The organism is Methylophilus sp., assembly GCF_008015755.1.
Taxonomy (GTDB): domain Bacteria; phylum Pseudomonadota; class Gammaproteobacteria; order Burkholderiales; family Methylophilaceae; genus Methylophilus.
Map to the genome: position 1 here is coordinate 16,072 of NZ_SSGF01000006.1, position 25,767 is coordinate 41,838.

The window sequence follows — 25,767 nt, forward strand, 5'->3', positions numbered from 1 at the left end:
AAATTAGACTGTTAACCATGTTATGAAAATTTATGCGCTCATATTCATCACCACCTTCAGCCTGCATGCAATCGCAGAGCCAGCTGGTGTAGAAACCTCTGCTCCAGACAGACTGACTGATCAAACTCCTCGCCCGGAAACGCATGACTCCTGGTACGGCATGCTTAAAAACCACCTGAAGGATGTATGGCAAAAATCAGATCAAACTGATTTATATGTGCCGCTCGTTACTTATCACAACAGAAGCATGTATTCAAAAGAGAAAATCGACTCTTTTAATGAGCGGCCATGGGGCTTGGGTATCGGCAAATCATATCGAGATGCCAACAGCAATTGGGATGGCTATTATGTGATGGCATTTAAAGACTCGCATGATGACTGGGAGCCTATTATCGGTTACGGACACGTTAAGAACCTGCTCGGGCAGGCAAGTGGTTTAAACGCAGGGCTTGGATTGACTGCAGGTTTTACAGCAAGAAGTGACTACAACTACAAGCCACTGCCAGTACTACTGCCAATTGCAGCTGTCGGCTACGATAAAGTAATCCTTAACGCCACCTATGTACCTGGCACCAAGGGCAATGGCAATGTACTGTTTATGTGGTCAACCGTGGCGTTTTAACGTGTGCTTTCTAATGAGTTAAACACGAATCAGCTTATACTCCAACGCATCCTTTAACGCCAGCCAGGACGCCTCAATAATGTCTGAGGACACGCCTATGGTGGTCCAATTGCTTTGCTGGTCTGTAGACTCAATCAGCACGCGCACTTTTGCCGCTGTGGCCTGATTGGAGTCCAGTACCCGCACTTTGTAATCGACCAGTTTAATGTCTTTAATCACTGGGAAAAACTGCTCTAGTGCCAGACGCATGGCTTTATCGAGTGCATTCACCGGGCCATCGCCTTGCGCCGTCGCACTCGATGCCTGATCATTGACGCAAATCTGAATCGTCGCTGTTGAGTTCTGGCCATCGACTGAGGGTTCATCAATATTGACGTTGTAGTGCTTGAGGCTGAAAAACGGCTCAAACTTGCCTAATAGTTTTTGCATCAGCAGGTCAAATGAGCCTTCAGCATTTTCAAACTGGTAACCTTCATGCTCCAGCGCTTTCAACTGTTCCAATATATGCACTGCGGCCGCAGATTCTTTGGTCAGGCTAGGGTCAATCTGCTGCAACTTGCGCAAAATGGCACCACGACCGGCGACTTCGGACACCAGAATCTGCCGCTCGTTGCCTACCGTACCAGGATTGATATGCTCGTAGGATTTGGGGTTTTTATTCACGGCGTCAATATGCATACCGCCTTTGTGGGCAAATGCATCCTGCCCTACATACGGCGCCTTGTCATTAAAGGCAACGTTGGCGACTTCACTGACATACCTTGCGGCAGCGGTTAACTCAGACAACTGCGCCGATGAAATGCAATCAAAGCCCAGCTTTAACTGCACATTGGGGATGATAGACACCAGGTTTGCATTGCCGCAGCGCTCACCAATGCCATTGATTGTACCCTGCACCTGCGTTGCGCCTGCCTGCACTGCAGCGACCGAGTTTGCCACCGCCATTTCACAATCATTGTGGCAATGTATGCCGATTTGCACGGATGGGAACCGTTTAACCACTGTCTCGGTGATGGCCAATACTTCGTTCGGGAACGTGCCGCCGTTGGTATCACACAAGGCTAGCACATCCGCGCCAGCATCCACCGCCGCTTGCAAGGTTTGCAACGCATAATCAGCGTTGTCTTTGTAGCCATCGTAAAAATGCTCTGCGTCAAACACCACTTCTTTGCCCTGCGCTTTTAAATAGGAAATGGTGTCACCTATCATGGCCAGGTTTTCTGGCAAGGTCGTGCGCAGAATATCCGTGACCTGATAATCCCAGCTTTTGCCAAAAATCGCCACGGCTTGCGTGTTGGCAGACAGTAATGACTGCAAGTTTTTATCTTCAGCCGCAGAAATACCGATACGACGCGTGCTGCCAAAAGCAATGATTTTGGCATGTTGCAACTGCAATTCGCCGACGCGGGCAAAGAACTCTAGGTCTTTAGGATTAGAGCCTGGATTACCTGCTTCGATATAGCCGATGCCCAACTGGTCCAGACGCTGGACCACCTTTAGTTTGTCTTCTACCGAAAAAGAAACCCCTTGCGCCTGCGCGCCATCACGCAGGGTGGAGTCATAGGCAATCACGCGTCGACTGGCCATAAAAATTATTTTTTACGGTTATGCAGGTTTGCTGCGATGCGCATACGTAAGGCATTGAGTTTGATAAAGCCGCCAGCGTCTTTTTGATCGTAAGCGCCTTTATCGTCTTCAAACGTCGCAATGGTCGAGTCAAACAATGAATCTGTCTTGCTGTCACGGCCAACCACTATCACATTGCCCTTATACAGCTTGACGCGCACCCAGCCATTCACGGTGGCTTGTGTATGATCGATCAGCGTTTGCAATGCTACGCGCTCCGGACTCCACCAGTAACCGTTGTAGATCAGGCTGGCGTAACGTGGCATCAAGTCATCTTTCAGATGCGCCACTTCACGGTCTAATGTAATACTTTCAATCGCACGGTGTGCTTTGAGGATAATGGTGCCGCCTGGCGTTTCGTAGCAGCCGCGTGACTTCATGCCCACATAACGGTTTTCAACCAGGTCCAGGCGACCGACACCGTGTTTACCACCGATGCGGTTCAATTCAGCCAAAATCTCGTGCGCTTTCATGGATTTGCCATTCAAAGCCACAATGTCACCATTCTTGAACTCGATATCCAGGTACTCAGGCGCATCGGGTGCTTTTTCCGGTGACACAGTCCAGCGCCACATATCTTCTTCCGCTTCGGCAGACGGGTCTTCCAAATGTCGGCCTTCGTAAGAGATATGCAACAGGTTAGCATCCATAGAATATGGGCTACCGCCTTGCTTATGTTTCATCTCAACTGGAATACCATGTTTTTCGGCATAAGCCAGCAGCTTTTCACGCGACAGCAAATCCCACTCGCGCCATGGAGCAATGATTTGGATATTTGGGTTCAGCGCATAAGCACCCAGCTCAAAACGTACCTGGTCGTTGCCTTTACCGGTGGCGCCGTGAGAAATCGCATCGGCCTTGGTCTCGTTGGCAATTTCAATCAGCCGCTTGGCAATCAATGGACGTGCAATCGAGGTACCCAACAGGTATTCACCTTCATAAACCGTGTTGGCGCGGAACATTGGGAACACAAAGTCACGCACAAACTCTTCACGCAGGTCATCAATGTAAATCTCGCTGACGCCAAATTTTTTGGCTTTTTCACGTGCTGGCTCCAACTCTTCACCTTGACCCAAGTCAGCGGTAAATGTCACCACTTCACATTGATAGGTATCTTGCAACCACTTCAAAATTACCGAGGTATCCAGGCCGCCGGAATAGGCCAATACCGCTTTTTTAATATCGCTCATCTAAATTATCCCAAACTGAATTCATCAGGCCTGTGAAATCAAGCCACTTTTCCTAACAACAAATATTCCATCAATGCTTTTTGCGTGTGCAATCTGTTTTCTGCTTCATCCCAGACTACGCTTTGCGCGCCGTCAATCACCTCGGCAGACACTTCTTCGCCGCGGTGCGCTGGCAGGCAATGCATAAATACCGCATCGGCTTTCGCCACTTTCATCATGTCAGCATCAACTTGCCAGTCGGCAAAATCTTTGCGACGCTCTTCGTTTTCGGCTTCAAAGCCCATCGAGGTCCACACATCTGTAGTCACCAGGTCTGCGCCACGAGCGGCTTCCATCGGGTCAGCAAACGACTCGAAGTGAGAAGTACCATACAAGTTGGCACGTTCAGGCTCAACTTCATAGCCAGGAGGCGTCGACACATGTACATTAAAGTCCAGCACCTCAGCGGCTTGCAGCCAGGTATTGCAGACATTATTACTATCGCCAATCCAGGCCACGGTTTTGCCTTGAATCGAACCACGGTGCTCGATAAAAGTAAAAATATCAGCCAGAATCTGGCACGGGTGATATTCATTGGTCAGACCATTAATCACCGGCACACGCGAGTTTTGCGCAAAACGCTCGATAATGCTTTGCTCAAAAGTACGGATCATGACAATGTCGCTCATGCGTGAAATCACTTGCGCGGCATCTTCAACCGGCTCACCGCGTCCCAATTGTGAGTCACGCGTATTAAGATAAATAGCTGAACCGCCTAGTTGCTGCATACCCGCCTCAAACGACAAACGAGTGCGCGTACTGGCTTTTTCAAAAATCATGACCAGCGTGCGATCCACCAGTGGCCAGTATTGTTTGTAGTCTTTAAACTGCGATTTGATCCACTTAGCACGCTCAAAGATGTGTTCGATCTCATCACGGGTCAGATCATTAAATTGCAGAAAATGTTTAATACTCATAATGTGTTGGGCGCTTGTTAAATCAAGCACTTGCCTTTAAAAAATTCAATATCAGCGGCGTCAATCTGCTCACCAGTTCATCGGCCTCTTGTTTGCTCATCACCAGAGATGGCAACAAACGAATCACTTTTTCAGACGTGACGTTGATCAGCAACTTGGCCGCCAGCGCCTGCTTGACCAGGTCTGCACAAGGTCTATCCAGCTCAATACCTATCATCATGCCCGCGTTGCGGATGTTGATCACGCCCGGTTCACCTTTGAGCGCTGCAGTAAATTGTTCGCGGATATAGTCGCCGACCATCTGAGCATTTTCGCGAAGTTTCTCTTCTGTAATGATCTCCAGCGTCGCCAAACCGGCTGCGGTCGCTAACGGGTTACCGCCGAAAGTAGAGCCGTGTTTACCTGGGGTAAATGTCTCTGCAGCGACGCCACGCGCCACACATGCACCAATCGGCACGCCTGAGCCGAGACCCTTGGCCAAAGTCATCACATCCGGCACGATGCCGGTATGCTGAAAAGCAAACCAAGTACCGGTTCTGGCGATACCAGATTGCACTTCGTCCAGCATCAGCAACCAGCCATTGGCATCACAAATTTCACGCAGGCCTTGCAAATAAGCCTTGAGACTGGCCGGAATATGTATGCCGCCTTCACCTTGCACCGGCTCGACCAAAATAGCCACCACATTGTTTTTGTGTGAGGCAATGGTTTTCACCGCATCAATATCATCGAATGCCACACGCAAGAAACCACTCACCAGTGGCTCAAAGCCAGCTTGTACTTTGCGGTTACCAGTGGCAGACAAGGTTGCCATGGTTCTGCCGTGGAAGCTTTGATCCATCACAATGATTTCAGGATGGTCTATGCCCTTGTTGTGGCCATACAACCTTGCCAGCTTGATGGCGGCCTCGTTGGCTTCACAGCCTGAGTTACAGAAGAACACGCGGTCCATGCCCGACAACTCAGCCAATTTATCGGCCAACGCAGATTGCTCGGCAATCTGATAGATATTAGACACATGGATCAGCTTGGCGATTTGCGCATTGAGCGCTGCTACAAACTTTGGATGGGCATGACCCAATCCATTCACTGCGACACCTGACAGTGCATCCAGATAGCGATCACCGGCAGTATCTGTTAGCCATACGCCCTCGCCTTTGACAAAAGTCACAGGCTGCCTGCCATAGGTGTTCATTAAGTGTTCCGAATGCATTTCAAACCCTTTTTCAAAAAACAAAAACGGCGGCTTAAGCCGCCGTAAACGTCTTAAAACCGTTAAAATCCTAATACTGCGCGATGACTCAAGCCATTAGCCATAAAAAACAGCATGGGCAATGACAGTACCAGATTGGTTCGCGATGCCAGCATGGCGACGCGTCGCGCTTTGTTTTTGGCCGCATCATCCGCAGGCACAAAACCAAGAATTTTTTTCTGGTTAGGCCAAATCAGCACCCACACATTAAACAGCATCATGGTGCCCAACCAGGCCCCCACACCAATCAGTTCAAAGCCGTTGCGCAACGCAAAAGCATCACTAAAATGCGGGCCTAATAAGGCCGCACCTGCTAACCAGGTGACCACTGCAGACCAGCGGAACCAGAGCAGTGCACGCGGCGCGATATGCTTGTTAATGCCTGCTGCCGTGCCATCAGCTGCAGCCGCTTTCAATCCGGCCATCTGTACCAGATTAAAGTAATACAGCAATCCGACCCAGGTAATGCCAGCCAGAAAGTGGATCCATCTTGCCAGTGCAGGAAGCAGTTCCATGGATTAGCCCCCAGCCACAATAAAATTCTTAAGAAAAAAAACCAGAGCCAGGGTTAATATCAACCCTGAAATGATGGACCCCGTTACAGATTCCAGCGGATTTTTCATACGCACCCCAATCATGTGTTCCACAATGAGCCCGACTATTGATAGCGTCTCGGGGAACACCGACCGCACAGGACACCTGATTTACAACCCGATGATGCTTGCGAACTGTTCACCCTAACCTCAAGTCAGGATTCGTTTTTTTCTAGTTTTATAGCATTTCTGACGAATGCTAGAGATTACCGCAAAAGCCTTTTCTTGACAAGTTGGCGTCATCGCGATTGCAGTTGCTTTACAAGCAATTGAATGTCGCCCATGCAGCGTGTTTTTCGATTTATATTATAATGCGCGGCGGCATTATGATTGTGCGTTTGACATCCAGGCGCCTCAACACAGGGGAATCAAAAACCATGGCAACAACTGATCTCGATGTATTGTTGGTTGGTGGCGGCATTATGAGCGCTACGCTGGCAGTTCTGCTACATCGACTCGACCCAAGCCTGCATATTTGCATGGTAGAGCAACTTGATGATGTTGCCCTCGAAAGTTCGGATGCACTGAACAATGCCGGCACCGGTCATGCCGGTTATTGTGAGCTCAACTACACCCCTAAAGATAAACATGGCGAGATTCATATTCGCCGCGCGCTTGAAATCAATGCCGCCTTTGAGGTCTCGCTGCAATGCTGGTCTAGCCTGGTGAAAGAAGGCGTATTAAATGCCGCCGACTTTATTCAGCGCGTACCGCACCTGAGCGCCGTGTGGGGTGAGAAAGATGCGGCATTTTTGCGCAAGCGTTTTGACGCCTTGCAAGCACACCCCCTGTTTGCCGACATGCAATGGAGCGACCAGGCCAGCACATTGAATGACTGGATGCCGCTGATGATGGCTGGCCGCCAAAGCACCGACAACATGACTGCCACCCGCGTTGCCCATGGCTCGGATGTGAATTTTGGCGCGCTGACGCGCCAACTGGTCGCTTACCTCAAAACACGCCCTAACTTCACCTTGCTCACGCAGTCACGCGTGAGCAAACTCAAACAGCAACAGCACCGTGAGCAAACTAGCTGGCAAGTGCATATCCAGCATCAACCTACGGCCCAGTCACAAAGCTATCAATCCAAATTTGTCTTTTTGGGCGCTGGCGGCGGCGCATTGCCTTTGCTGCAACAGTCAGGCATCCCAGAGGCGCATGGTTATGGTGGTTTCCCAGTCAGCGGCCAATGGCTGATTTGCAACAACGCTAAACTGATTAACACGCATCATGCCAAAGTCTACAGCCAGGCGGCTGTCGGCGCGCCGCCGATGTCTGTGCCACATTTAGACACACGCATGATACAAGGCCAGCCTGCTCTGCTGTTTGGCCCCTATGCTGGGTTTACTACCCGTTTTCTCAAACAAGGTTCGCGTTTTGACCTGGCAAAGTCGGTCAAATTAAAAAACCTGAAGAGCTTATTAGGCGCTGGGCGCCACAATATGGACTTGACCAAATACCTGATTAAAGAAGTCTTTCAAAACCATGAGCAACGCATGGCCTCTTTGCGCGTCTTTTTGCCAGATGCCCGCAGTGAAGACTGGCAGTTAGCGCATGCCGGGCAACGTGTACAGATTATCAAACGCTGCCACCAGCACTGGGGCAAGCTGGAGTTTGGCACAGAGATTGTGGCCAGCAGCGATGGCAGTTTAGCCGCCCTGCTGGGGGCCTCACCAGGGGCGTCGGTGAGCGTAAAAGCCATGCTGGATGTTCTGCAACGTTGCTTTGCCAACCGCATGCAAAGCCAACAATGGCAAGACACACTCAAAGCCCTGATTCCCTCGTTTGGGGAGTCGCTGATTGACGACGCTCCATTACTTTCTCGCGTGCGCAGTGACACGCTGAGCACGCTAAATCTCGGCTAAATATCTCGTGTCATCGTGTTGTCAAAAGCGCTTGGCAATGGTTAGAAAATAAAAAAAATGGAATTTCGTGCGCCGTATGACGGTCATTCATGAAATGAATTAGATTGAAAGCATCTTTTATTATGCGTCCTTTTTTGCCAGCTTGCTCAACACTCAAAACGCTTAGCGCCGGATTTGCCGCCTTACTATTAGTGGGTTGCCAGGCAACTGACGCAAAAAAAGTGCAGCCAGAGACACCAGATTTTGGCTCGAATGTGATGATTCTGGACCCCGGGATGTCACCTGAGGTCATCCAAACCAAACTCGATAATTTATTCAAGCAACAAGAAAGCAACCAGTTTGGGCCTGAGCGCTATGCTGTGCTGTTTAAACCTGGCGTGTATCACAACAAAGTCAAACTCGGCTTTTATACGCAACTGCTAGGTTTGGGGCAGTTTCCAGATGATGTGATGCTGCAAGGCGGCATCCAGGTCGAAGCCGCCTGGCATGAAGAAGATGCCACGCAAAATTTTTGGCGCAGCGTAGAAAACCTATCGGTCACGCCAGACAACGGCACCATGCAATGGGCCGTCTCACAAGCAGCGCCGCTGCGTCGCATTCATGTGCGTGGCAACATGCTACTCGATGACAACGGCGGCTGGTCCAGCGGCGGCTTTATTGCCGACAGTCTCATTGACCAGCAAATCAACTCTGGCACCCAGCAGCAATGGCTGACAAGAAACTCAAACATGGGCAGCTGGACCAATGCCAACTGGAACATGGTGTTTGTCGGCGTGAAAAACGCGCCGGATGACGAACACTGGCCGACGCCGCCTTACACGGTGGTAGAACAAACGCCGGTTGTGCGCGAAAAACCGTTTTTAACCCTGGACAACGCTGGCGCTTACCAGGTGTTTGTGCCTGCACTGCGCAACAACACACAGGGTATCTCCTGGCAAGAAACACACCCACAGGGTGAGACGGTACCACTCACGCAATTTTATATCGCCAAAGCGGCCACCGATACAGCCGCAACTATCAATGCAGCCCTAGGCAAAGGCAAACACCTGCTGTTAACGCCCGGCATTTATCACCTGGACAAACCCTTGCAAATCACCCTGCCTAACACCATTGTGCTGGGCTTGGGCATAGCCACCTTGCAACCAGTGGCGGGTAATGTAGCCATGACCATCGCCGATATCGACGGCGTTAAACTCGGTGGTGTCTTATTTGATGCCGGTGAAAAGAACTCTGAGGTATTGCTACAATTCGGCGACAGCAAAAGTAACATCAGCCATGCACAAAACCCCACCACGCTGCACGACGTGTTTTTTAGGGTAGGCGGCGCGGCGGTGGGCAATGCCACGCACAGCGTCATCATTAACAGCAACCATGTGATTGGCGACAACCTTTGGGTATGGCGCGGCGACCACGGCAACGGCATCGGCTGGGCAACCAATAAAACCAAACATGGCATCGTCGTCAATGGCGATGACGTCACTATGTACGGCCTCTTTGTCGAGCATTTTCACAACTACCAAACCGTCTGGAATGGTGAGAATGGCGCAGTCTACTTTTACCAAAGCGAAGCGCCTTATGACGTGCCTAACCAGCCAAGCTGGATGAATGGCAACGTTAATGGATTTGCCTCTTATAAGGTAGGCGATCAGGTCACTAATCACAAAGCCATAGGCATGGGGGTTTATTGCTTCTTTAACGAAAACCCTGAAGTCAAACTCAATAGCGCAATTGAAGCTCCAGCAGGCGAGAACATTCATTTCAACCGTGTCACCAGCGTGTCACTTGGGGGTACGGGGGAGATTACGCATGTGATGAATGAGATTGGTGAAACTGCTAAACCTGGTCACGAAGTATCTCGCATGCCTTAAATTCATCCACATTAAAAAATTCAGCGCTCGTTTACAACCCATCATCTTGATGGTTACTTAAATGGTTAGGCATTTCAGGTTTAAGCAAATAAACAGCGAGCAATAATGTCAGATTTAATCAATAAGTGCTAATTTTATCGTAATCAAGTATTCGCTGTTACAGATCATGGTGGGAACTTAGGACTGAAAGGAAAAACACTCAACAACTTCGGTGGCTACATGACACCAAAATCTTCATCAAGCTCTACCCTCCAGGCAGGTGTAGTTTCACTATAAATAATGGCAAGCTCATGGTGAAAAAAGGCGAAACCAACATCTGGATACCTTTGCACACAAAGTAAACGGAATAGAGCCTTAATGGATATGCCGACCCCATACACTAAGCAGGGCGCGCTTAAGTACACCCTTTATGTCAAATTAGGGTAAGCTTTAATGTGCAATACTACCCTTGCTGACCATACAGCCGTTGATACACACTACCTGCCTGCTGTACCAGCGTCTCGTGCTGCCCTTCTTCTATAATACGGCCACCATCAAACACCAATACACGATCAGCCTCTTTCACTGCTGATAAGCGGTGGGCAATGATAATCGTTGTACGGCCGCGCAAAAATGTGCGCATGGCCTTATGGAGCAAGGCTTCGGTGTGTGTGTCGAGCATAGAAGTCGCTTCATCTAAAATCACGATTTGTGGCTGTTTGAGCATCATGCGCGCAATGGCCAGACGCTGGCGCTGGCCGCCGGACAAGCGCACACCACTGCGGCCTAATTGTGTGTCCAGGCCTTCCGGCAGGTCGCGGACAAATTGTGCCAATTGGGCGACTTCTAGCGCTTGCCACAAGGCATCGTCGGCATAGGGGTGGTCTAAACTCAGGTTTTGTCGCACGCTATCATTAAACAGCATGGGCTGTTGCAACACGACGCCAAGGTGTTCGCGAATTTGAGCGTAGCCTAGTTGCTCGATGGCTTGCCCGTTAAACAAAATGTGACCACTGCTTGGGGCATAAAAGCCAAGCAGTAATTGCACCAGCGTGGATTTGCCTGCGCCTGAGACACCAACCAGCGCCACTTGCTCGCCAGGGGCAATATTCAGGGTAACGTCGTCAAGGATGGCACTACCTTCGCCATAAGCAAAAGAGACATTTTGCAAGCGAATGGCCGCCGGGCTTTGTGCAGAAAAACCTTGCACTTGCGCAGGGTAATGTGGCTCTTCATCCGCATCTAGCACCTGATTAATCCTCCCTAATGCGGCTTTGGCTGCGTAATAAGACACTTGCACCGAGAGCAGTTCTTGCACAGGCCCCATCATGAACCATAAGTAGCCAAACACGGCGATCATTTGCCCGACTGACAGGTTTGAAAACACCACCATCAGCATAGCAACAGCGCGGAAAATTTCGAAGCCAAATAGGAAAATACCGAAAGACAAGCGCGATAACGCATCTGACTTCCACCCAGATGCTGTGGCCGCGGCACGCACGGCTTCGGCAGCTTGCTTGGCTTTATCTAAAAAGCGTTTATCACTGTTGCTGGCACGCAGTTGTTGCATGACTTCGAGAGTTTCGGTGACGGATTGCGACAACAGTTCAAAGGCACTATTTTCGCGTTGCTTCCACACTTTGACCTTTTTACCCAGAACCATGGTTAGCCCGATGACAAATGGGTTTAGCAGCAAGATAATCAACGCTAATTGCCAATGCATCCACAGCAACACTGCAGCAACACCAATCACACTAAGTACAGCGACGATCACTTTGGCGATGGTTTCGCCCAGAAATTTGTCCAGCGTTTCAATATCCGTTAGCAGGCGCGCTGTAATCTGACCTGCGCCCAGCGTTTCATAAACCTGCATGCGAATGCGAGCGAGTTTGTCGAGCAATGTCTGGCGCACACCCAGCGTCACTTGCTTGGATAAGCCAACAAAGATGCGTGTAGTGGCGACCCCCAGCAACACGCTGGACAGACGTAAAGTCATTGTCAGCAGTGTTACGCACAGGATAATACCAATCGGCCCCACCCAATCCGCAGGTAATAACCAGCGCATGAGTTGCGTAAGCTTGCCTGGTTGATGCAACAGTACTTCATCAACTAGCAAGGGCATCAGCAAAGGAATAGGCACCGCGACAATGGCGCCCAGAAACGCTAGCGACTGGCCCAGCCATAAACGCCGGGCGCGTTGGCGGAGTTGCAGCCACAAATCTTGCAAGGTCAACATGGATAGACTAGGCTTTGCCGCCCGCCAGCACGCGCTGACGGCGAATCTCATAGAGCGCAATGCCACTAGCTACACTGACATTCAGGCTTTGCACCGATCCGAACATAGGGATGGTGATTAGCGCATCGCAGGTTTCCTGAGTTAAACGACGCATACCATCGCCTTCTGCACCCATAACCAGTGCAATCGGGCCTTCCAGCTTGGTATTATGCAATGAGCTAGGCGCATCCATGGTGGTGCCGACGATATGCACACCAGCTTCTTTCAACTCACGAATGGTCCGGGCCAGATTGGTGACCGAAATAAACGGCACGGTCTCTGCGGCACCACTGGCTACTTTACGAACAGTACCGTTTAAGCCCACAGAACGATCTTTAGGCGCAATAATCGCGTGTACACCCATAGCATCGGCCACGCGCAAACAAGCACCCAGGTTATGCGGATCCTGCACGCCATCCAGGATCAGGAAAAATGGTGGCTCATCGAGGTCGGACTCCAGCACATCATGAATATCTTTATAAGGCATAGGCGTTTCAACGACCCGGGCAATCACGCCTTGGTGTCGGCCATGGGCGCCAATAAAGCCATCCAAACGATGACGCTCGGCTTGAATCACGCGGATATTTTGTGACTTGGCCATTTCAAGCAAATCGCGCATGCGTGCATCGACACGATCTTGATCAATAATAATTTCCTGAATGCTGATACCGTGCTGGCGCATGCGACTCAACACCGCATGAAAACCGAACAGAATGCGGGTTTCTGACATAGTGACTCCTTATTTTTTGATTACTTTTGCCTACGAGCAGCAAAAGATAAAAACACGAATCGCGCAGCCCCAGCAATGAAATAAACATTGCCAAGCACTGCGCGAATGGATTGCTTAAAAACGCAAAAACTTACTCAAGCCGATATTATCGGGCTTTTGCTTTGGGTTTGCCTTTATTTTTTTGTGCCGAATGACGACCTTTGTCTTTAGCCGAGCGTGATTTATCGGCTGCGGCCTTGCCTGCAGCTGGTTTTTCACCTGACTTGCGAGATGGCTTAGCTGCGGTGGATGACTTGGCAGGCGCAGTTGCCGATTTGGCCCAAGCCGCTGGCGCAGCTTTAACATGATCTGCCTTAGAGGGGCGACTTCGGCTGCTTTTTGGCTTGTCATCACCACCCAACAAAGCTGGCTCGGCGGGCTCAGAAGCGGCCTCCATGGACCCAACTAAGGTGAAGTCGATGCGAGAGGTTTCCAAATCCACGCGCACTACTTTTACCGTCAAGCGGTCGCCTAAGCGGTAGCGCACACCAGTGCGCTCTCCGACCATTTCATGTCGTGCCTTATCGTGAATAAAATAGTCGTTGCCCAGGTCCGTCACGTGTAACAGCCCCTCAACATAAACTTCATCTAGCGCCACAAACAAGCCAAAGCCGGTCACCCCGGCAACAGTGCCACTGAAGACTTCACCCACTTTGTCTTGCATATAAAAACATTTGAGCCAGTTGGTGACGTCACGCGTGGCATCATCAGCCCGGCGTTCCGTCATCGAACAATGCATGCCCAACTGATGCCAGTCTTTGGCCTGATAACGTTTGCCTTCGACCACCGCCTTGATGGCGCGATGAACTAGCAAGTCAGGGTAACGGCGGATGGGCGAAGTGAAATGGGTATAGGCCTCATACGCCAGCCCAAAGTGGCCGACGTTATCTGGGCTGTAAACTGCTTGCTGCATGGAACGCAACATCACCGTTTGCAACAATTGCGCATCTGGCCGCGCTTTGATGCGCTGCATGAGCTTGGCATAATCTTTGGCGCTTGGGTTCTCGCCGCCACCTACGCCAAAGCCAAACTCGCCCATAAACAGGCGCAAGGCTTCGAGTTTTTCTGGGGTCGGGCCTTCGTGGATACGGAACAAGCAGGTTTGTTCGTTTTTAAGTAAAAAGTCTGCCGCACAGACGTTAGCCGCCAACATGCACTCTTCAATCAACTTATGAGCGTCATTACGGACCACGGGTACAATCTTGTCGATTTTGCCGTTGTCGTTAAACACCATCATAGTTTCGGTCGATTCAAACTCCACCGCACCGCGTTTTTCACGCTGAGTGAGCATCAGTCTGAATAAGCTGTTTAAGTTTTGCACATGTGGCAACAACCAGGCGTACTCTTCAGTTAAAGCCGCATCTTCACCTTGCAGTAGCGCCGCCACTTTGGTGTAGGTCATGCGCGCTTTAGACAACATCACTGACGGGTAAAATTGGTATTGCTTGACTACGCCTTGGCTATCAATTTGCATATCGCACACCATGCACAAGCGCTCAACATCGGGGTTGAGCGAGCATAGGCCGTTAGATAATGCCTCTGGCAACATGGGGATCACGCGGCGTGGAAAATAGACCGAGTTGCCGCGGTCGTAAGCGTCTTTATCCAACGCATCACCAGGCTGCACATAAAAGCTCACATCGGCAATCGCTACTACCAGACGCCAGCCTTTACCCTGCGGCTCGGCAAACACGGCATCATCAAAATCACGCGCCGTTTCGCCATCAATCGTAATCAATGCCAGTTCGCGCAAATCCTTGCGGCCTTTGTAATCCTTGGCTTGTACGGTTCTGGGGAAGTCTTCAGCCTGCTTAACAGCAGCGGGATTAAACTGGTGCGGCAAATGATGCTTGCGCAACGCGATTTCTATCTCCATGCCGCTATCAGCATAGTTTCCCAAAATCTCTACAATTTTGCCCATTGGGCTAGAGTGTGACGAGGGATACTCGGTGAGCTCGACAGTGACAATCTGCCCGACTTGCGCATCCATATCTAGGTGATAAGGAATCAGCACATCCTGGCTGATACGCTTGTCTTCTGCCGCCACAATGGTCACGCCCTGCGCCCGAATCACGCGCCCCACCAATGTTTTATTGGCGCGCTCCAGCACCTCGACCAGCTTGCCCTCAGGGCGACCCTTTCGATCAACGCCCGCCAAACGCACCATGGCGCGGTCGCCGTGCATCACCAGTGTCATCTCTTTCGGGCCGAGAAAAATATCTTCCGGGTTCTTGGTTTTATCATCCGGCACCAAAAAGCCGAAGCCATCACTATGGCCAAAGACCGTGCCGGCGATCAGATGAATCTTATCCGGCAGACAAAATGCACCCTTACGGTTGCGCATGAGCTGGCCATCGCGTTCCATGGCACCCAGCCTGCGGTTAAAAATATCTCGCTCATCATGGCCGATGTCGAGCAACACATAAATCTGGTCAGCACTCAGGGGCACGCCTTGGTCTGACAGCAACTGCAACACCAGTTCACGACTAGGCAATGGTGTTTGATATAACTCAGCTTCTCGCTGGGCCTGCGGGTCATTTGCACGCAGGGATTTTTTCGTTTTTCTGGTTGACAATATTTATTCTTCCTTTAAAATGCACAGCTTCTTTAGCCCAGATGGCGAAATTGGTAGACGCGCTAGTTTCAGGTACTAGTGTTTAACGACGTGGAGGTTCGAGTCCTCTTCTGGGCACCATCAAGCGACTTAAAAATCGCGACAAATATAGACTCCCAAGAAATCTTTTTTGTACCGTTATTTGTTCTTAAAAGACTTTGCTCGGTTGTTTTTTGTATTAACATAAAGCAAGTTTAACATCCTTTAAGCTTCATTCCAGTTTTACCTCAAACTTTCTCTTCCGACATTCTTAATGCTTAATTGTTTAAGCTCAGACTTTTAAAAGCTTTTGAGTTTAGGTGTTATTTCTGCTTGTAAATGTATGACTGTCGTTAGTCCATTAAATAAACTTGATGACAAACATACTAAAAAAAGTGCAAATATTTTTTCCACTCGAAATAGATCCATCACAAAAAAGTTATTAGATTATTAAATTTGATGAAAAGGCTTATCTACAAAGGATCGTAAATTTGCACAATCGAAAAATACTTTTTTCCTATTTGCTATCTACTGATTAAAAAAGTGTATTTCTCTGAGCTGAAATATACTTTTACTCAGTATTCTATATTTAATCTCAGCCAATCATTTAGAACACTCAAACAACCCCTTTAATTGAGCGCCATGTTCAACAGCGAAAAACATGGCTATGCATACTCAATTACTCAACACCTCTCAAGGCGGTCATTTTCTTGGCTTATCAAAAGCTATTTTCGGAGAGAGTGACCGCTGGGCGGTTGCAAAATTCCCATTCATTTAAAGCGGTGATCGTACAGTTCGAGATTGCCCTGAAGACTTCAACTCTTACATCTAGTCACGTACTTGTAAATCTTCAAACGACAATGGCAAACGTTAGCGACTCAAAATACGTTACGCATCGGGTTTTATACGTGCTACTAAAGATTAAATTAAACTTTTTGAATATTGTTACGTTAACCACCTGTAATGTAATAAAGATTTTTACATTACATATCGGGAGTACCAATGAAAGAATCAAAAATTAAGTATGAAGATATCAAAATCATCTGCGAGAAATTAGTGGCAGAGGGGGAAAAGCCCACAGCAGGCCTTATCAGAAATATTCTAGGTTATGGTAGCTACACAACAATTACAGATCATTTACGTAGATGGAATAAAACGCTGCCCACCATCAATCTCGACAGAGACGAGATTGCCGAGGAAATAATAACGCCATTAAAAAATCTTTTTCAAAAAAAGTTTGATAACTGCTTTAGAGACTATCAATTCAAAATCATTGAATTGAATAAACAGCTAAATGAAACATATGATGAGAAAATTCAAGCAGAAGTTTTGTACGAGGCTCAGGCTGTCCTAATAGATAAGCTTAGCACAGAAAATATAGCGTTGAGGTCAGAAATTGATTTATTGAAAGCTAAGTTAACCATTCTAGACGACAAGTAAATAGCGGAGATTTGATCGCTTGGATGACAAGAAAAAGGGAGACTTAGTATTAAAGGTATGTCGAATTGAGTAGATATCTTCATCGACCAAACAGGTAAACCAATACAACATTACGATTATCTACATGCATGCAGATAACGGGGTGGCAGTCATAAGTTAGGTGTTATTTTTTAGCGTAAGCAAAAAGATTACAGCTGACTTTTGACTGGTGTAGATATGTTGGACTGTTTGGCATGTTCGACCTCGTAGCATGTGCCAGACAGTACGGAATATTGGAACGTACCACTGCCGCGCTGGGGGCGTGATATTAAATATGCCAGCGCTGGAGTCTGCTTTAGCAGAGAGAAGGGTTCACCATGACAAACACTGATAAGCTTGAACTACACGACAAGATAAAGGCAGCAAGGGATGCATTAAAACCGACGCACCAGGATGCAGCCACTACAGAAACTAAATTAACAGAAAAAACTGAAGCAGAATATTTAAAGATCGCCAAAAGATTCTACGGAGTTGGAAAAGATCAAAACAACCTTTTTCCTCATGACGTAGAATCCATAATCGCTAAAATACGCTCTGTATCTAAATTTTCAACATTGAGGAAGTATGCACGTGCAGTTCGGCATGTTGCACTGAACGAGTTATCAAAAATATTACAAAAGCTTGATAAAGCGCTAAGTAATAATCAACATGAATTAGTAAAGAATGTGGTCATACAACCATCATTCGACGCCTATATTACATTAGCGAAAATGCTACCCGCAGATTACAAGGAAGGATGGACTCCTAAGTCCAAACGAAAGAGCAAAAAAGTCTCACTTAGAGGCTTGCCTGATGATTGGCGAGAACAGATGGCTAATAACTCTGTGGGACAATATCATATTCCAATGTTAATCACCTTAGCGACCGGCTGTCGGCCAGCAGAGCTTAAAAATGGAGTTAAGCTAATACTTAAGAATGGTGCGTTTTATGCTGTTATCAAAGGTGCAAAAATAACCGAACACTCTGGGCAAGAAAAACGTGTTTTAAAGTTGGCCAATAATGAGATTACTGAAAAGCTAAAGGCTTACTTAGTTAAAGATGACGGCAATCCAATAATTAAAGTTAAGGTGCCAAATTCTATTAGTACACATATGCGAAGCGTTGGGAAACGCATTTGGCCAAAAAGGAAAGAGAGTATTACTGCGTATACAGCACGTCATGCTATGGCTGCGGATTGCAAGGCTTCGCCGCTGAACGAGACTTATCCTGATTTTGTTTCTGAAGTGCTTGGTCATCAAGCAGATGATACAAAAAGTTACTATGGCACTCGAAGTCAAAGCTCTTCAGATCGATTTGTACCTTTAGCTGTTAAATCAACGAAACCTGTTAAAAAGAAAAATACAACCAGCTTTAAGAAAATATCAAAAAGAATAATAAATAATTATTAAATACGAGGGTGTCCTGAATTTTGTGTAAACGGCGGTTGATTACTGCCGAGGCATTCTTTCATCAAACAGTATGGTAAACCTGTTTAGCGCAGGTTTCCAACCTCTCAGTGGCATAGCCCCCTTCTCACTGATGTTCTGCAAGGCGATATAGACGATAGGATAAATGCTGTCGAATGGGCGAGATTGCCACAGCTTAAACTCGTCAATCACTGCATCGGTGACATTAGAAATCAGCGTCGGTGAAATATCTGTGCCATACATTTCAGACAAATGCTGTTGAATCTCACGTACTGTCATGCCTCTGGCGTATAGCGAGATAATCTTCTCATCAAAACCTGTCCAGAGCGTTTGATGTTTCGGGATCAGTTGTGGCTCGAAGCTACCTGCTCTATCACTAGGCACTTCAATCGGCAGTTCGCCAAAATCCCCTTTGAGGGTCTTGCGGCGTTTACTGTTGCGGGTATTGCCAGTCGCATTCTTCACTGACTCATGCTTGTCATGGCCAAGATGTTCAGCCATCTCTGCTTCAAGCGCTCGCTCAACCAAGGCTTTGGTTAATTGCTTGAACAATCCATTCTCACCAATTAAATCTTCGGGCTTTTTATAGTTCGCCAACAATTCCTTTATCAGATCGTTGGGTATTTAATTTAATTTCTAGGAGTTAACTCATCATGCATAAATTACAGATTGGTGAAAGGCCTATGATCGTCAATTAGAAAAACACATAAAATCGTACTCCGCTAAAAACTGAACCCCTCAATACTCTTTCAGTATCGTGATAATAAAAACGGCTCACATTTCTGCAAGCGGCATTTATAAAATTTTGGTAAGGTGTGAAGGTATGATCTAAATTTCGTCAAATTTAATAGATCTTTCGACGCCCACCACTTCGCAGCACTGGCTATATAACAATCACATTCAAGTTACGCATCTGTAGCAGATAAAGAAATAAAATAATATGTTGACAACAATAAAAAAAACGCGCCAGAGGTATGAAGTTCCGTTTAGTCTAAAAAACGCACATGCATATAAAATTGTTTTGAATTAGTTAGTTACCCTTTTTACCAATACGCAATCCACCGAGTTATCCACAGATTTTGTGGAAATGAAAAAGAATTATGCTTATAAAAAAAGCTGTGTATTTCTACACAGCTTTTTTTATCATGCGCTCTTATTAACGGTTATTGAAAAACCCAATATTCATCACGCGGTCATTGACAAAAGTCACTTCAGTTTCTTTGTAGGTGTTTTTGCCATCGTATTTGACCAGGTTTTTGTAGTACCACATCTCGACCTGCACCGGCTTGGAGTTATCCTGTTGTTTGCCCATGTTGCCGATCATGTTGTTAGCGTTGCTGGGCTTAACAGACTGTTGCTTTTTAAACGGCTGCCCAAGTTTTTCTATAATGATTTTTTTTGATTTGCCGCTAAAGCCGCTAATAAATTCGTCTTCACTGTAGGTTTTACCAGCAAAAGCAGCAGTGGCTGCGAATAGCAATGAGGTGGCGACCATTGCAGCTGAAATTTTTGCGTATAACTTCATGTTTTAATTCCTGTTATCCAAAATCCAACGTATTAAATTTTCTAACCAAGTAACGATATCGCTCTCAGTGATTTTTGTTTAGTGAAAGTATAACTGTTTATCACGCCATTCGGTTGACCTGCCCCGACATCATCACTAGGACAAGTCTATACAAGCTCAAGTTGCATGCCGTCGTAGCCAACTGCAATATTGGCACCGACACTGGCTTGCAAAGAATGATATTCGAGCTCATGAGTCATATGTATCAGCACATTGCGCTTGGCGCCTATGCGCGCAATCAAGGCCAGCGACTGCTCAATATTCACATGCGTAGGATGTGGCTTCTCACGCAGGCAATCAATCAGCAAAAGGTCTACGCCTTGCAATAAATCGTAAGATTGTTCGGGAATCTCCGATACATCGGTCATATAAACCAGGTTGCCGATACGGTATGCGTAAATACGGATTTTGCCATGCATGACGGGGATGGGCGTGACCCACTGCCCAGCCGCTTCAAATGGCGCGTCAACCACGTGCGCGGCCAACACTGGCAAGTCCCAAAACTGGGGGATAGGGTCGCGCAAGGTGTAGCCAAACTTTTCCTGGATATGCGTGACGGCTTCGGAATAACTATAGAGCGGAATCTGGCAGCGATTAAGCTGGCAAAAAGCGCGCAGATCATCTATCCCATGTAAGTGATCGGCATGAGTATGCGTGTATAAGACGGCATCGACTCGACGCATATTTTCACGCAAAGCTTGCTGCCTTAAATCGGGTGAAGTATCGATCAGAATCACCCTGTCATCGTCCAGCGTGATCATGCTAGAGCAACGCGTGCGTTTATTGCGCGGGTCTGTTGAGCTGCAGGTTGCGCATGTGCAGCCAACGGCGGGTGTACCAGCACTGGAACCGGCACCTAAAATGGTTAATTGCATGGCTGTGCGTGCTTGAACAAATTGAAAAAGTTTTCCGTGGTGGCCGTCATGATGTGCTGTAATGGCACGTCTCGCAATCGCGCAATTTCTTCTGCCACATGCCGCACATAGGCGGGCTGGTTGGTTTTTCCACGAAACGGGATTGGTGCGAGGTAAGGCGAATCTGTCTCGACCAGCATGTGATCCAAGGGCACTTTTTGCGCCACCTCTTTCAAGGCTTGTGCATTTTTAAAGGTGACAATGCCAGAAAACGAGACATAAAAGCCCATCGCAATCGCCGCCTGCGCAACCTCCCAGCTTTCGGTAAAGCAATGCATCACGCCACCCACTTCTGCCGCGCCCTCTTCCTGCATAATGCGCAAGGTATCTTCGGCCGCGTTGCGGGTGTGAATAATCAGCGGCTTGCCAGTGGCTTTTGCAGCGCGGATGTGGGTGCGAAAACGCGCCCGCTGCCATTCCAGATCGCCGGTGAGGCGAAAATAATCGAGGCCAGTTTCGCCAATCGCCACCACGCGGGCATGATCAGCCAAGCTGACCAGGCCGTCTACGGTCGGCTCCTCGATGTCTTCATAATCAGGATGCACGCCCACAGACGCGTAAATGTTAGGGTATTGTTCGGCAATCGCCAGCACTTCCGGGAACTTGTCCAGCGTCACCGACACACACAAGGCATGCCCAACCTGGTTGCTTTGCATGCCCTCCAGCACCTGGCCCATGTTTTGCACCAGTTCAGGGAAATTAAGATGACAATGCGAATCGACTAACATAGGGTTTCCAGCAAAAAATGTGACTCAGGCCTGTGTAACATAGCAGCCATTAAATGGTGTTGGACGGTCGGCTGGATTTCAGTGCCGCCCCAAGAATCGTCTCAATGCGCTTTTTGGCCTCAGCACCGCCATCTTTATCCATAAACTGGATACCTATGCCCTGCGGCTTGTGATTCACCGCCTGCGGTGTGATCCAGATCACCTTGCCCACCACCTTGAGCTTGTTGGGGTCATTCAACAAAGTGAGTAGCATAAACACCTCTTCGCCCATTTGAAAAGGCTTACTGGTGGGAATAAACAACCCGCCACCTTTGACAAAAGGCATGTAGGCGGCAAACAATGCAGCTTTTTCACGTATCGCCAATGACAAAACACCAGGTTTTGCAGCGGCGGATGGTTGTGTGTCGTTCATGAGCTAAGCTCCAGAATAATGAAGTGTACTGACCTCATATTTAGCCAAAGATCTTTTTATATTGCAGTAATAACTGTTCCAGTTGCAGCTCCTGATTAAGCGGATGCTGCGCGGTCATTTTAAAGCGATTTAGCTGTTGTTGAAACGCCAGTAAACGCGACAGATTAACCGCCGCTGCCAAGGCCTGCAATGGGCCTGTCTCACCATGATGATAGCGCAAAGGCTGCTGATGGCAACATAACCAGAGATCCAGCAGCCATTTCTGCAAAGCCTGTATCGCCTGCTCCATGCCTTGCTTGATCAGGAGCGGCACCGCGGCAGCAATATCGATTGTCGCGCCATTCACCAAATGCGGGCGAAACTGCTGGTACCAGGCATACCAGTCGGGTGCATCCTGTTGTACCGTTGTCGGTGCGCCACCACTGTAATGCCACACCCACTCTGGATTGGGCACAGATTGTGTTTGTAGCCAATGCAAGCCCTGCTCAAGACTGGGCACTGGCATCTCAACCTGCATGCAGCGGCTTAAAATAGTGGGCAACAAGGCTTGGCGCTGATGAGATACCAACAAGAACTGAGTACGCGGTGGCGGCTCCTCCAAGAGCTTTAACAACGCATTGGAGGCCGCTACATTCATGGCCTCCAGTGGGTGAATCAAGACTACACGAATGCCATTTACGCGGTGAGAACTCAGTGATAAGTAGTCATGCAACAAACGTATCTGGTCAATTAGGATTTGCTGACGTTTGCGTGTTTTTTTCTTGCCGCTGTCAGCGTTGTCATCATCCTCGGGCGTCACTTCCCTAAAATCCGGATGCGCCCCTTCTGACAACCAGTGGCAGGACTGGCATACGCCACACGCAAACCCTTGCTGCGGCTCTAAACACAGCAAAGCCGCGCTCATGGTATGCGCAAAATCCAATTTACCAATGCCGGCTTTACCATGCAACAACAAGGCATGGTGACGCGTTTCACCGGCTTGCATCCATTGTGAAAACAAAGATTCTTGCCATGGATAAAGCTTATTAATCATAAGGATGAAATAATTTCTTCAACTGATTTCTTCACTTCTTCGATTGAGCAATTGGCATCAATCACGCGAAACCGCTGCGGGTATTGAGCCGCTCGGGCTAAATATTGTTCGCGTAAACGGACGAAAAATGCAGCACCCTGCGCTTCAAATTTATCTGGCGTGCGTGCACCCGCCAGGCGTTGCAAACTCACCTCCACCGGCACATCAAATAACAAGGTGACATCCGGCTGCAAACTGCCTTGCACCCATTGTTCCAATTGCTGCATTTTATGCAAAGGCAGGCCGCGGGCGCCACACTGATAGGCATAAGAAGCATCGGTAAAACGGTCTGACAGCACAATCGCATCACGCTTCAACGCTGGCAATATCACCTGCTGCAAATGCTCGGCACGGGCGGCAAACATCAGCAATGACTCGGTATGCACATGCATCTCCTGATGTAGCAACAGTTCACGCAGCATTTCACCCAGTGGCGTACCGCCTGGTTCGCGTGTCGAAACCACTTCGCGGCCACGACCAGCCAGCAGTTGCAAAATCGTTGGGATATGCGTGCTTTTGCCTGCACCGTCCATCCCCTCAAGCGTGATAAACAAGCCCGCCATTATTTAAATTCCCCCATGTGTATCGTAAGTTGCCTAGTGTTTTTTTAATTGATACGCACGCACAGCCTGGTTATGCGCTTCCAGCGTGCTGGTAAACACATGCCGGCCCTGGCCGTTCGCCACAAAATACAAGGCATTGGTTTTGGCCGGATGCAGCGCCGCCTGTATCGAGGCCAGCCCCGGCAACGCAATCGGTGTCGGTGGCAAGCCACTGCGCGTATAGGTATTGTAAGCCGTGTCCGTCAGCAAGTCTTTTTTAGAGATATTGCCGCGATAGCGCGAGCCCATGCCGTAAATGACGGTTGGGTCGGTCTGCAAACGCATGCCTTTAAGCAAGCGATTCACGAATACGCCAGCAATTTGCGGGCGCTCTTCCTCTACCCCGGTTTCTTTTTCGACAATAGAGGCCATCACAAGTGCCTCATACATGGAGCGATAAGGCAGCCCTGGCTGGCGTGTCTCCCAGGCAGCTGACAAATGTCGCACCATTTTTTGGTAAGCCCGTTTGTAAAGGTCGGCATCACTGCTCTGCGCATCTAGATAATAAGTATCTGGGAAAAACCAGCCCTCGGGATGCATGGCTTGCCCACTGATTTGCTGCATTAGTTCGCTATCAGACAACGTCACGGTGTCATGGCGTATACCTGGCATCTGTGCCAGTTTTTGCCTGAAGTCGGCAAAAGTTTTACCTTCGATCAGTTGCAACTTAAATTGGTCAAAAGTGCCATGCTTGAGAATATCTATAAGTGACATGGCTTGTAACGGGGTGTTTAAGGCGTAATCGCCAGCCTGCAATTGACTACCGCTACCGGTCAGCTTCACCAACAATAAAAAGCTATAAGGCTCTGTCAGCACGCCTGCCGACACTAACTGGTCGGCGATACCGCGCACACTGGCGCCTGCCGGAATCTGCATACCAATGGTTTCTGAGGCCATGGGCAAAGGTCGAATGGTGAAAATTACCATCCAGATCGCCAGCGCTAGCGCGCTCGCAGCCACCATCGCTGCGCCGTATTTCATGCCCTGCTTAATGAACCACATAAGCTAACGCTGACCTGAGTTGTTTGGCCCAATGGTTACTGGCAATCACCTGCTCGTCGATCTGCGTGACTTGCAGCACGCCATAAACGCTATTGGCAACCACCACGGCATCGGCAGTCAACAGGTTTTCCATCAACAGGCTAGTCGATACCACGGTCTGACCTTGGGTTTTATACCAGTCAAGTATTTTTTGCCGCATCACGCCTGCCACGCCACACTGCTCAAGCGCAGGCGTCATCACCAGGCCGTCTTTGTGAATAAATAGATTGCCACTGACGGCTTCAATCACGTGGTCCTCGTAATCACGCAAGACGCCATCAAAAAAACGCGGGTCTTTAAGCTCGGCCCGAGCCAGCACGTTTTCCAGGCGATTAAGGTGTTTGATACCTGCCAGCAAGGGCTGAGAAGCGAGCCGTGTCTGGCAAGTGTACAAGGCCACCCCAACGTCGTAAATATTAGTTGGATATACTGGCAATGCACTATGTATTAGGACTCGTGTTGGCTCGCAGATGGCCGGTGGCGCATAACCACGGGCGCCATCGCCACGGGTGATGATGACTTTAACGATACCGGACGACAAGTCAGCATCCTCTGCAGATGCCATGAGATGTTTAAATTCCTGCATCAGCAGTTCGGCCGAGGGGCAGACAATGTTGATTTTGCTGCAATCTGCCACCAGGGTTTGGTAGTGCAATGGCCAGTCTTGCAACTCGCCATTGAGCAAACGCATGGTACGAAAAATGCCATCGCCATAAGCGAAACCGCGATTGGTCGGCGCAACGCCTGAGACCAATTTACCATTGACACAATAGCGGACGGAGGACATGTGATAACAGAGAAACTAGTGATGTCTAACAAGGCTGAAACCATACCATAAATCGAGGCAAACCGACGCGCTAAGTGACAAAAACCAACCAATCACAGCGGCTTAAACACTGAAATAAAGCATTTATTAAAGTTTGTTATAACGATGCCGTTAACATGATACGGAGTAATGTAT

General features: G+C 48.6%; 21 protein-coding genes, 1 tRNA gene and 1 pseudogene. 6 read left to right on the forward strand and 17 right to left on the reverse strand.

Annotation, left to right across the window (positions count from 1 at the left end):
* Positions 1-22 precede the first annotated feature (22 nt).
* Entirely contained in the window at positions 23-622 is a 600-nt protein-coding gene (gene pagP, locus E6Q52_RS01910; RefSeq protein ID WP_292817812.1) for a lipid IV(A) palmitoyltransferase PagP, read from the forward strand.
* 18 nt (positions 623-640) lie between these two features.
* On the opposite strand, the gene cimA is transcribed toward pagP, so the two are convergent.
* The 5 genes from cimA to E6Q52_RS01935 all read right to left on the reverse strand — a co-directional run bounded on the left by cimA (position 641) and on the right by E6Q52_RS01935 (position 6,161).
* Positions 641-2,209 (reverse strand): citramalate synthase, encoded by a 1,569-nt coding sequence (gene cimA, locus E6Q52_RS01915; protein WP_292817814.1) that lies wholly within the window; start codon positions 2,207-2,209, stop codon positions 641-643.
* A 5-nt stretch (positions 2,210-2,214) separates the two neighbouring features.
* On the reverse strand, positions 2,215-3,438 hold the full coding sequence (locus tag E6Q52_RS01920) for an argininosuccinate synthase (protein WP_292817816.1): 1,224 nt from the start codon (positions 3,436-3,438) through the stop codon (positions 2,215-2,217).
* A 38-nt stretch (positions 3,439-3,476) separates the two neighbouring features.
* Complete coding sequence (gene argF / locus E6Q52_RS01925) at positions 3,477-4,394, reverse strand: ornithine carbamoyltransferase (protein ID WP_292817818.1); 918 nt, start codon at positions 4,392-4,394, stop codon at positions 3,477-3,479.
* 22 nt (positions 4,395-4,416) lie between these two features.
* Complete coding sequence (locus tag E6Q52_RS01930) at positions 4,417-5,607, reverse strand: aspartate aminotransferase family protein (protein WP_292817820.1); 1,191 nt, start codon at positions 5,605-5,607, stop codon at positions 4,417-4,419.
* Positions 5,608-5,669: 62 nt separating this feature from the next.
* Positions 5,670-6,161 (reverse strand): urate hydroxylase PuuD, encoded by a 492-nt coding sequence (locus tag E6Q52_RS01935; RefSeq protein WP_292817822.1) that lies wholly within the window; start codon positions 6,159-6,161, stop codon positions 5,670-5,672.
* Positions 6,162-6,550: 389 nt separating this feature from the next.
* Between E6Q52_RS01935 and mqo the strand changes: the two genes are divergently transcribed.
* Both mqo and E6Q52_RS01945 read left to right on the forward strand, forming a co-directional pair.
* Positions 6,551-8,104 (forward strand): malate dehydrogenase (quinone), encoded by a 1,554-nt coding sequence (mqo, locus tag E6Q52_RS01940; RefSeq protein WP_292817824.1) that lies wholly within the window; start codon positions 6,551-6,553, stop codon positions 8,102-8,104.
* Between the two features lie 122 nt (positions 8,105-8,226).
* On the forward strand, positions 8,227-9,972 hold the full coding sequence (locus E6Q52_RS01945; RefSeq protein WP_292817826.1) for an adenylyl cyclase: 1,746 nt from the start codon (positions 8,227-8,229) through the stop codon (positions 9,970-9,972).
* Positions 9,973-10,414: 442 nt separating this feature from the next.
* Here E6Q52_RS01945 and E6Q52_RS01950 read toward each other — a convergent pair whose 3' ends face one another.
* The 3 genes from E6Q52_RS01950 to rnr form a co-directional block, all read right to left on the reverse strand.
* Positions 10,415-12,187 carry an ABC transporter ATP-binding protein gene (locus E6Q52_RS01950; protein WP_292817828.1) on the reverse strand — a complete coding sequence of 591 codons (1,773 nt, stop codon included), beginning with the start codon at positions 12,185-12,187 and terminating at the stop codon, positions 10,415-10,417.
* Between the two features lie 7 nt (positions 12,188-12,194).
* A complete protein-coding gene (rlmB, locus tag E6Q52_RS01955; protein ID WP_292817830.1) occupies positions 12,195-12,956 on the reverse strand; it encodes a 23S rRNA (guanosine(2251)-2'-O)-methyltransferase RlmB in 762 nt (253 codons plus the stop codon).
* Positions 12,957-13,101: 145 nt separating this feature from the next.
* Entirely contained in the window at positions 13,102-15,570 is a 2,469-nt protein-coding gene (rnr, locus tag E6Q52_RS01960) for a ribonuclease R (RefSeq protein WP_292817832.1), read from the reverse strand.
* A gap of 35 nt (positions 15,571-15,605) precedes the next feature.
* Between rnr and E6Q52_RS01965 the strand changes: the two genes are divergently transcribed.
* From E6Q52_RS01965 to E6Q52_RS01975, 3 genes are all read left to right on the forward strand, one after another.
* Positions 15,606-15,690 (forward strand) — tRNA-Leu (locus E6Q52_RS01965).
* Positions 15,691-16,590: 900 nt separating this feature from the next.
* Positions 16,591-17,028 (forward strand): DNA-binding protein, encoded by a 438-nt coding sequence (locus E6Q52_RS01970; RefSeq protein WP_292817834.1) that lies wholly within the window; start codon positions 16,591-16,593, stop codon positions 17,026-17,028.
* A gap of 356 nt (positions 17,029-17,384) precedes the next feature.
* Positions 17,385-18,455 carry a hypothetical protein gene (locus E6Q52_RS01975; RefSeq protein WP_292817836.1) on the forward strand — a complete coding sequence of 357 codons (1,071 nt, stop codon included), beginning with the start codon at positions 17,385-17,387 and terminating at the stop codon, positions 18,453-18,455.
* Between the two features lie 102 nt (positions 18,456-18,557).
* Here the strand turns inward: E6Q52_RS01975 and E6Q52_RS01980 are convergent.
* The 9 genes and pseudogenes from E6Q52_RS01980 to pabC form a co-directional block, all read right to left on the reverse strand.
* Positions 18,558-19,097: pseudogene (locus tag E6Q52_RS01980) on the reverse strand (transposase); the annotation flags it as partial.
* A 532-nt stretch (positions 19,098-19,629) separates the two neighbouring features.
* Complete coding sequence (locus E6Q52_RS01985) at positions 19,630-19,968, reverse strand: DUF2845 domain-containing protein (protein ID WP_292817995.1); 339 nt, start codon at positions 19,966-19,968, stop codon at positions 19,630-19,632.
* 176 nt (positions 19,969-20,144) lie between these two features.
* Positions 20,145-20,912, reverse strand: coding sequence for an MBL fold metallo-hydrolase (locus E6Q52_RS01990; RefSeq protein ID WP_292817838.1), 768 nt, complete (start codon positions 20,910-20,912; stop codon positions 20,145-20,147).
* Positions 20,903-21,679, reverse strand: coding sequence for a TatD family hydrolase (locus tag E6Q52_RS01995; RefSeq protein ID WP_292817840.1), 777 nt, complete (start codon positions 21,677-21,679; stop codon positions 20,903-20,905). Before E6Q52_RS01995 ends, E6Q52_RS01990 begins: the two co-directional genes overlap by 10 nt.
* Positions 21,680-21,728: 49 nt before the next feature.
* Positions 21,729-22,091: a PilZ domain-containing protein gene (locus E6Q52_RS02000; RefSeq protein WP_292817842.1), complete on the reverse strand. Its 363-nt coding sequence runs from the start codon at positions 22,089-22,091 to the stop codon at positions 21,729-21,731.
* Positions 22,092-22,131: 40 nt separating this feature from the next.
* On the reverse strand, positions 22,132-23,124 hold the full coding sequence (holB, locus tag E6Q52_RS02005; protein WP_292817843.1) for a DNA polymerase III subunit delta': 993 nt from the start codon (positions 23,122-23,124) through the stop codon (positions 22,132-22,134).
* Positions 23,121-23,726 carry a dTMP kinase gene (gene tmk / locus E6Q52_RS02010; RefSeq protein WP_292817844.1) on the reverse strand — a complete coding sequence of 202 codons (606 nt, stop codon included), beginning with the start codon at positions 23,724-23,726 and terminating at the stop codon, positions 23,121-23,123. The genes holB and tmk overlap by 4 nt, the downstream gene beginning before the upstream one ends.
* 33 nt (positions 23,727-23,759) lie before the next feature.
* Entirely contained in the window at positions 23,760-24,767 is a 1,008-nt protein-coding gene (gene mltG / locus E6Q52_RS02015; protein WP_292817845.1) for an endolytic transglycosylase MltG, read from the reverse strand.
* A complete protein-coding gene (gene pabC / locus E6Q52_RS02020; RefSeq protein WP_292817847.1) occupies positions 24,754-25,593 on the reverse strand; it encodes an aminodeoxychorismate lyase in 840 nt (279 codons plus the stop codon). The genes mltG and pabC overlap by 14 nt, the downstream gene beginning before the upstream one ends.
* Positions 25,594-25,767 lie beyond the last annotated feature (174 nt).

Excerpts from the sequence above, each read along its gene's own strand:
- E6Q52_RS01970 (WP_292817834.1), top strand. The coding sequence starts at position 16,591 with ATGAAAGAATCAAAAATTAAGTATGAAGATATCAAAATCATCTGCGAG.
- mltG (WP_292817845.1), bottom strand. The coding sequence starts at position 24,767 with ATGTGGTTCATTAAGCAGGGCATGAAATACGGCGCAGCGATGGTGGCT.
- pagP (WP_292817812.1), top strand. The coding sequence starts at position 23 with ATGAAAATTTATGCGCTCATATTCATCACCACCTTCAGCCTGCATGCA.
- E6Q52_RS01985 (WP_292817995.1), bottom strand. The coding sequence starts at position 19,968 with ATGGTCGCCACCTCATTGCTATTCGCAGCCACTGCTGCTTTTGCTGGT.
- holB (WP_292817843.1), bottom strand. The coding sequence starts at position 23,124 with ATGATTAATAAGCTTTATCCATGGCAAGAATCTTTGTTTTCACAATGG.
- mqo (WP_292817824.1), top strand. The coding sequence starts at position 6,551 with ATGCGCGGCGGCATTATGATTGTGCGTTTGACATCCAGGCGCCTCAAC.
- argF (WP_292817818.1), bottom strand. The coding sequence starts at position 4,394 with ATGAGTATTAAACATTTTCTGCAATTTAATGATCTGACCCGTGATGAG.
- E6Q52_RS01920 (WP_292817816.1), bottom strand. The coding sequence starts at position 3,438 with ATGAGCGATATTAAAAAAGCGGTATTGGCCTATTCCGGCGGCCTGGAT.
- E6Q52_RS02000 (WP_292817842.1), bottom strand. The coding sequence starts at position 22,091 with ATGAACGACACACAACCATCCGCCGCTGCAAAACCTGGTGTTTTGTCA.
- E6Q52_RS01975 (WP_292817836.1), top strand. The coding sequence starts at position 17,385 with ATGACAAACACTGATAAGCTTGAACTACACGACAAGATAAAGGCAGCA.
- E6Q52_RS01930 (WP_292817820.1), bottom strand. The coding sequence starts at position 5,607 with ATGCATTCGGAACACTTAATGAACACCTATGGCAGGCAGCCTGTGACT.
- tmk (WP_292817844.1), bottom strand. The coding sequence starts at position 23,726 with ATGGCGGGCTTGTTTATCACGCTTGAGGGGATGGACGGTGCAGGCAAA.
- cimA (WP_292817814.1), bottom strand. The coding sequence starts at position 2,209 with ATGGCCAGTCGACGCGTGATTGCCTATGACTCCACCCTGCGTGATGGC.
- E6Q52_RS01945 (WP_292817826.1), top strand. The coding sequence starts at position 8,227 with ATGCGTCCTTTTTTGCCAGCTTGCTCAACACTCAAAACGCTTAGCGCC.
- E6Q52_RS01990 (WP_292817838.1), bottom strand. The coding sequence starts at position 20,912 with ATGCAATTAACCATTTTAGGTGCCGGTTCCAGTGCTGGTACACCCGCC.
- E6Q52_RS01950 (WP_292817828.1), bottom strand. The coding sequence starts at position 12,187 with ATGTTGACCTTGCAAGATTTGTGGCTGCAACTCCGCCAACGCGCCCGG.
- E6Q52_RS01995 (WP_292817840.1), bottom strand. The coding sequence starts at position 21,679 with ATGTTAGTCGATTCGCATTGTCATCTTAATTTCCCTGAACTGGTGCAA.
- pabC (WP_292817847.1), bottom strand. The coding sequence starts at position 25,593 with ATGTCCTCCGTCCGCTATTGTGTCAATGGTAAATTGGTCTCAGGCGTT.
- rlmB (WP_292817830.1), bottom strand. The coding sequence starts at position 12,956 with ATGTCAGAAACCCGCATTCTGTTCGGTTTTCATGCGGTGTTGAGTCGC.
- E6Q52_RS01935 (WP_292817822.1), bottom strand. The coding sequence starts at position 6,161 with ATGGAACTGCTTCCTGCACTGGCAAGATGGATCCACTTTCTGGCTGGC.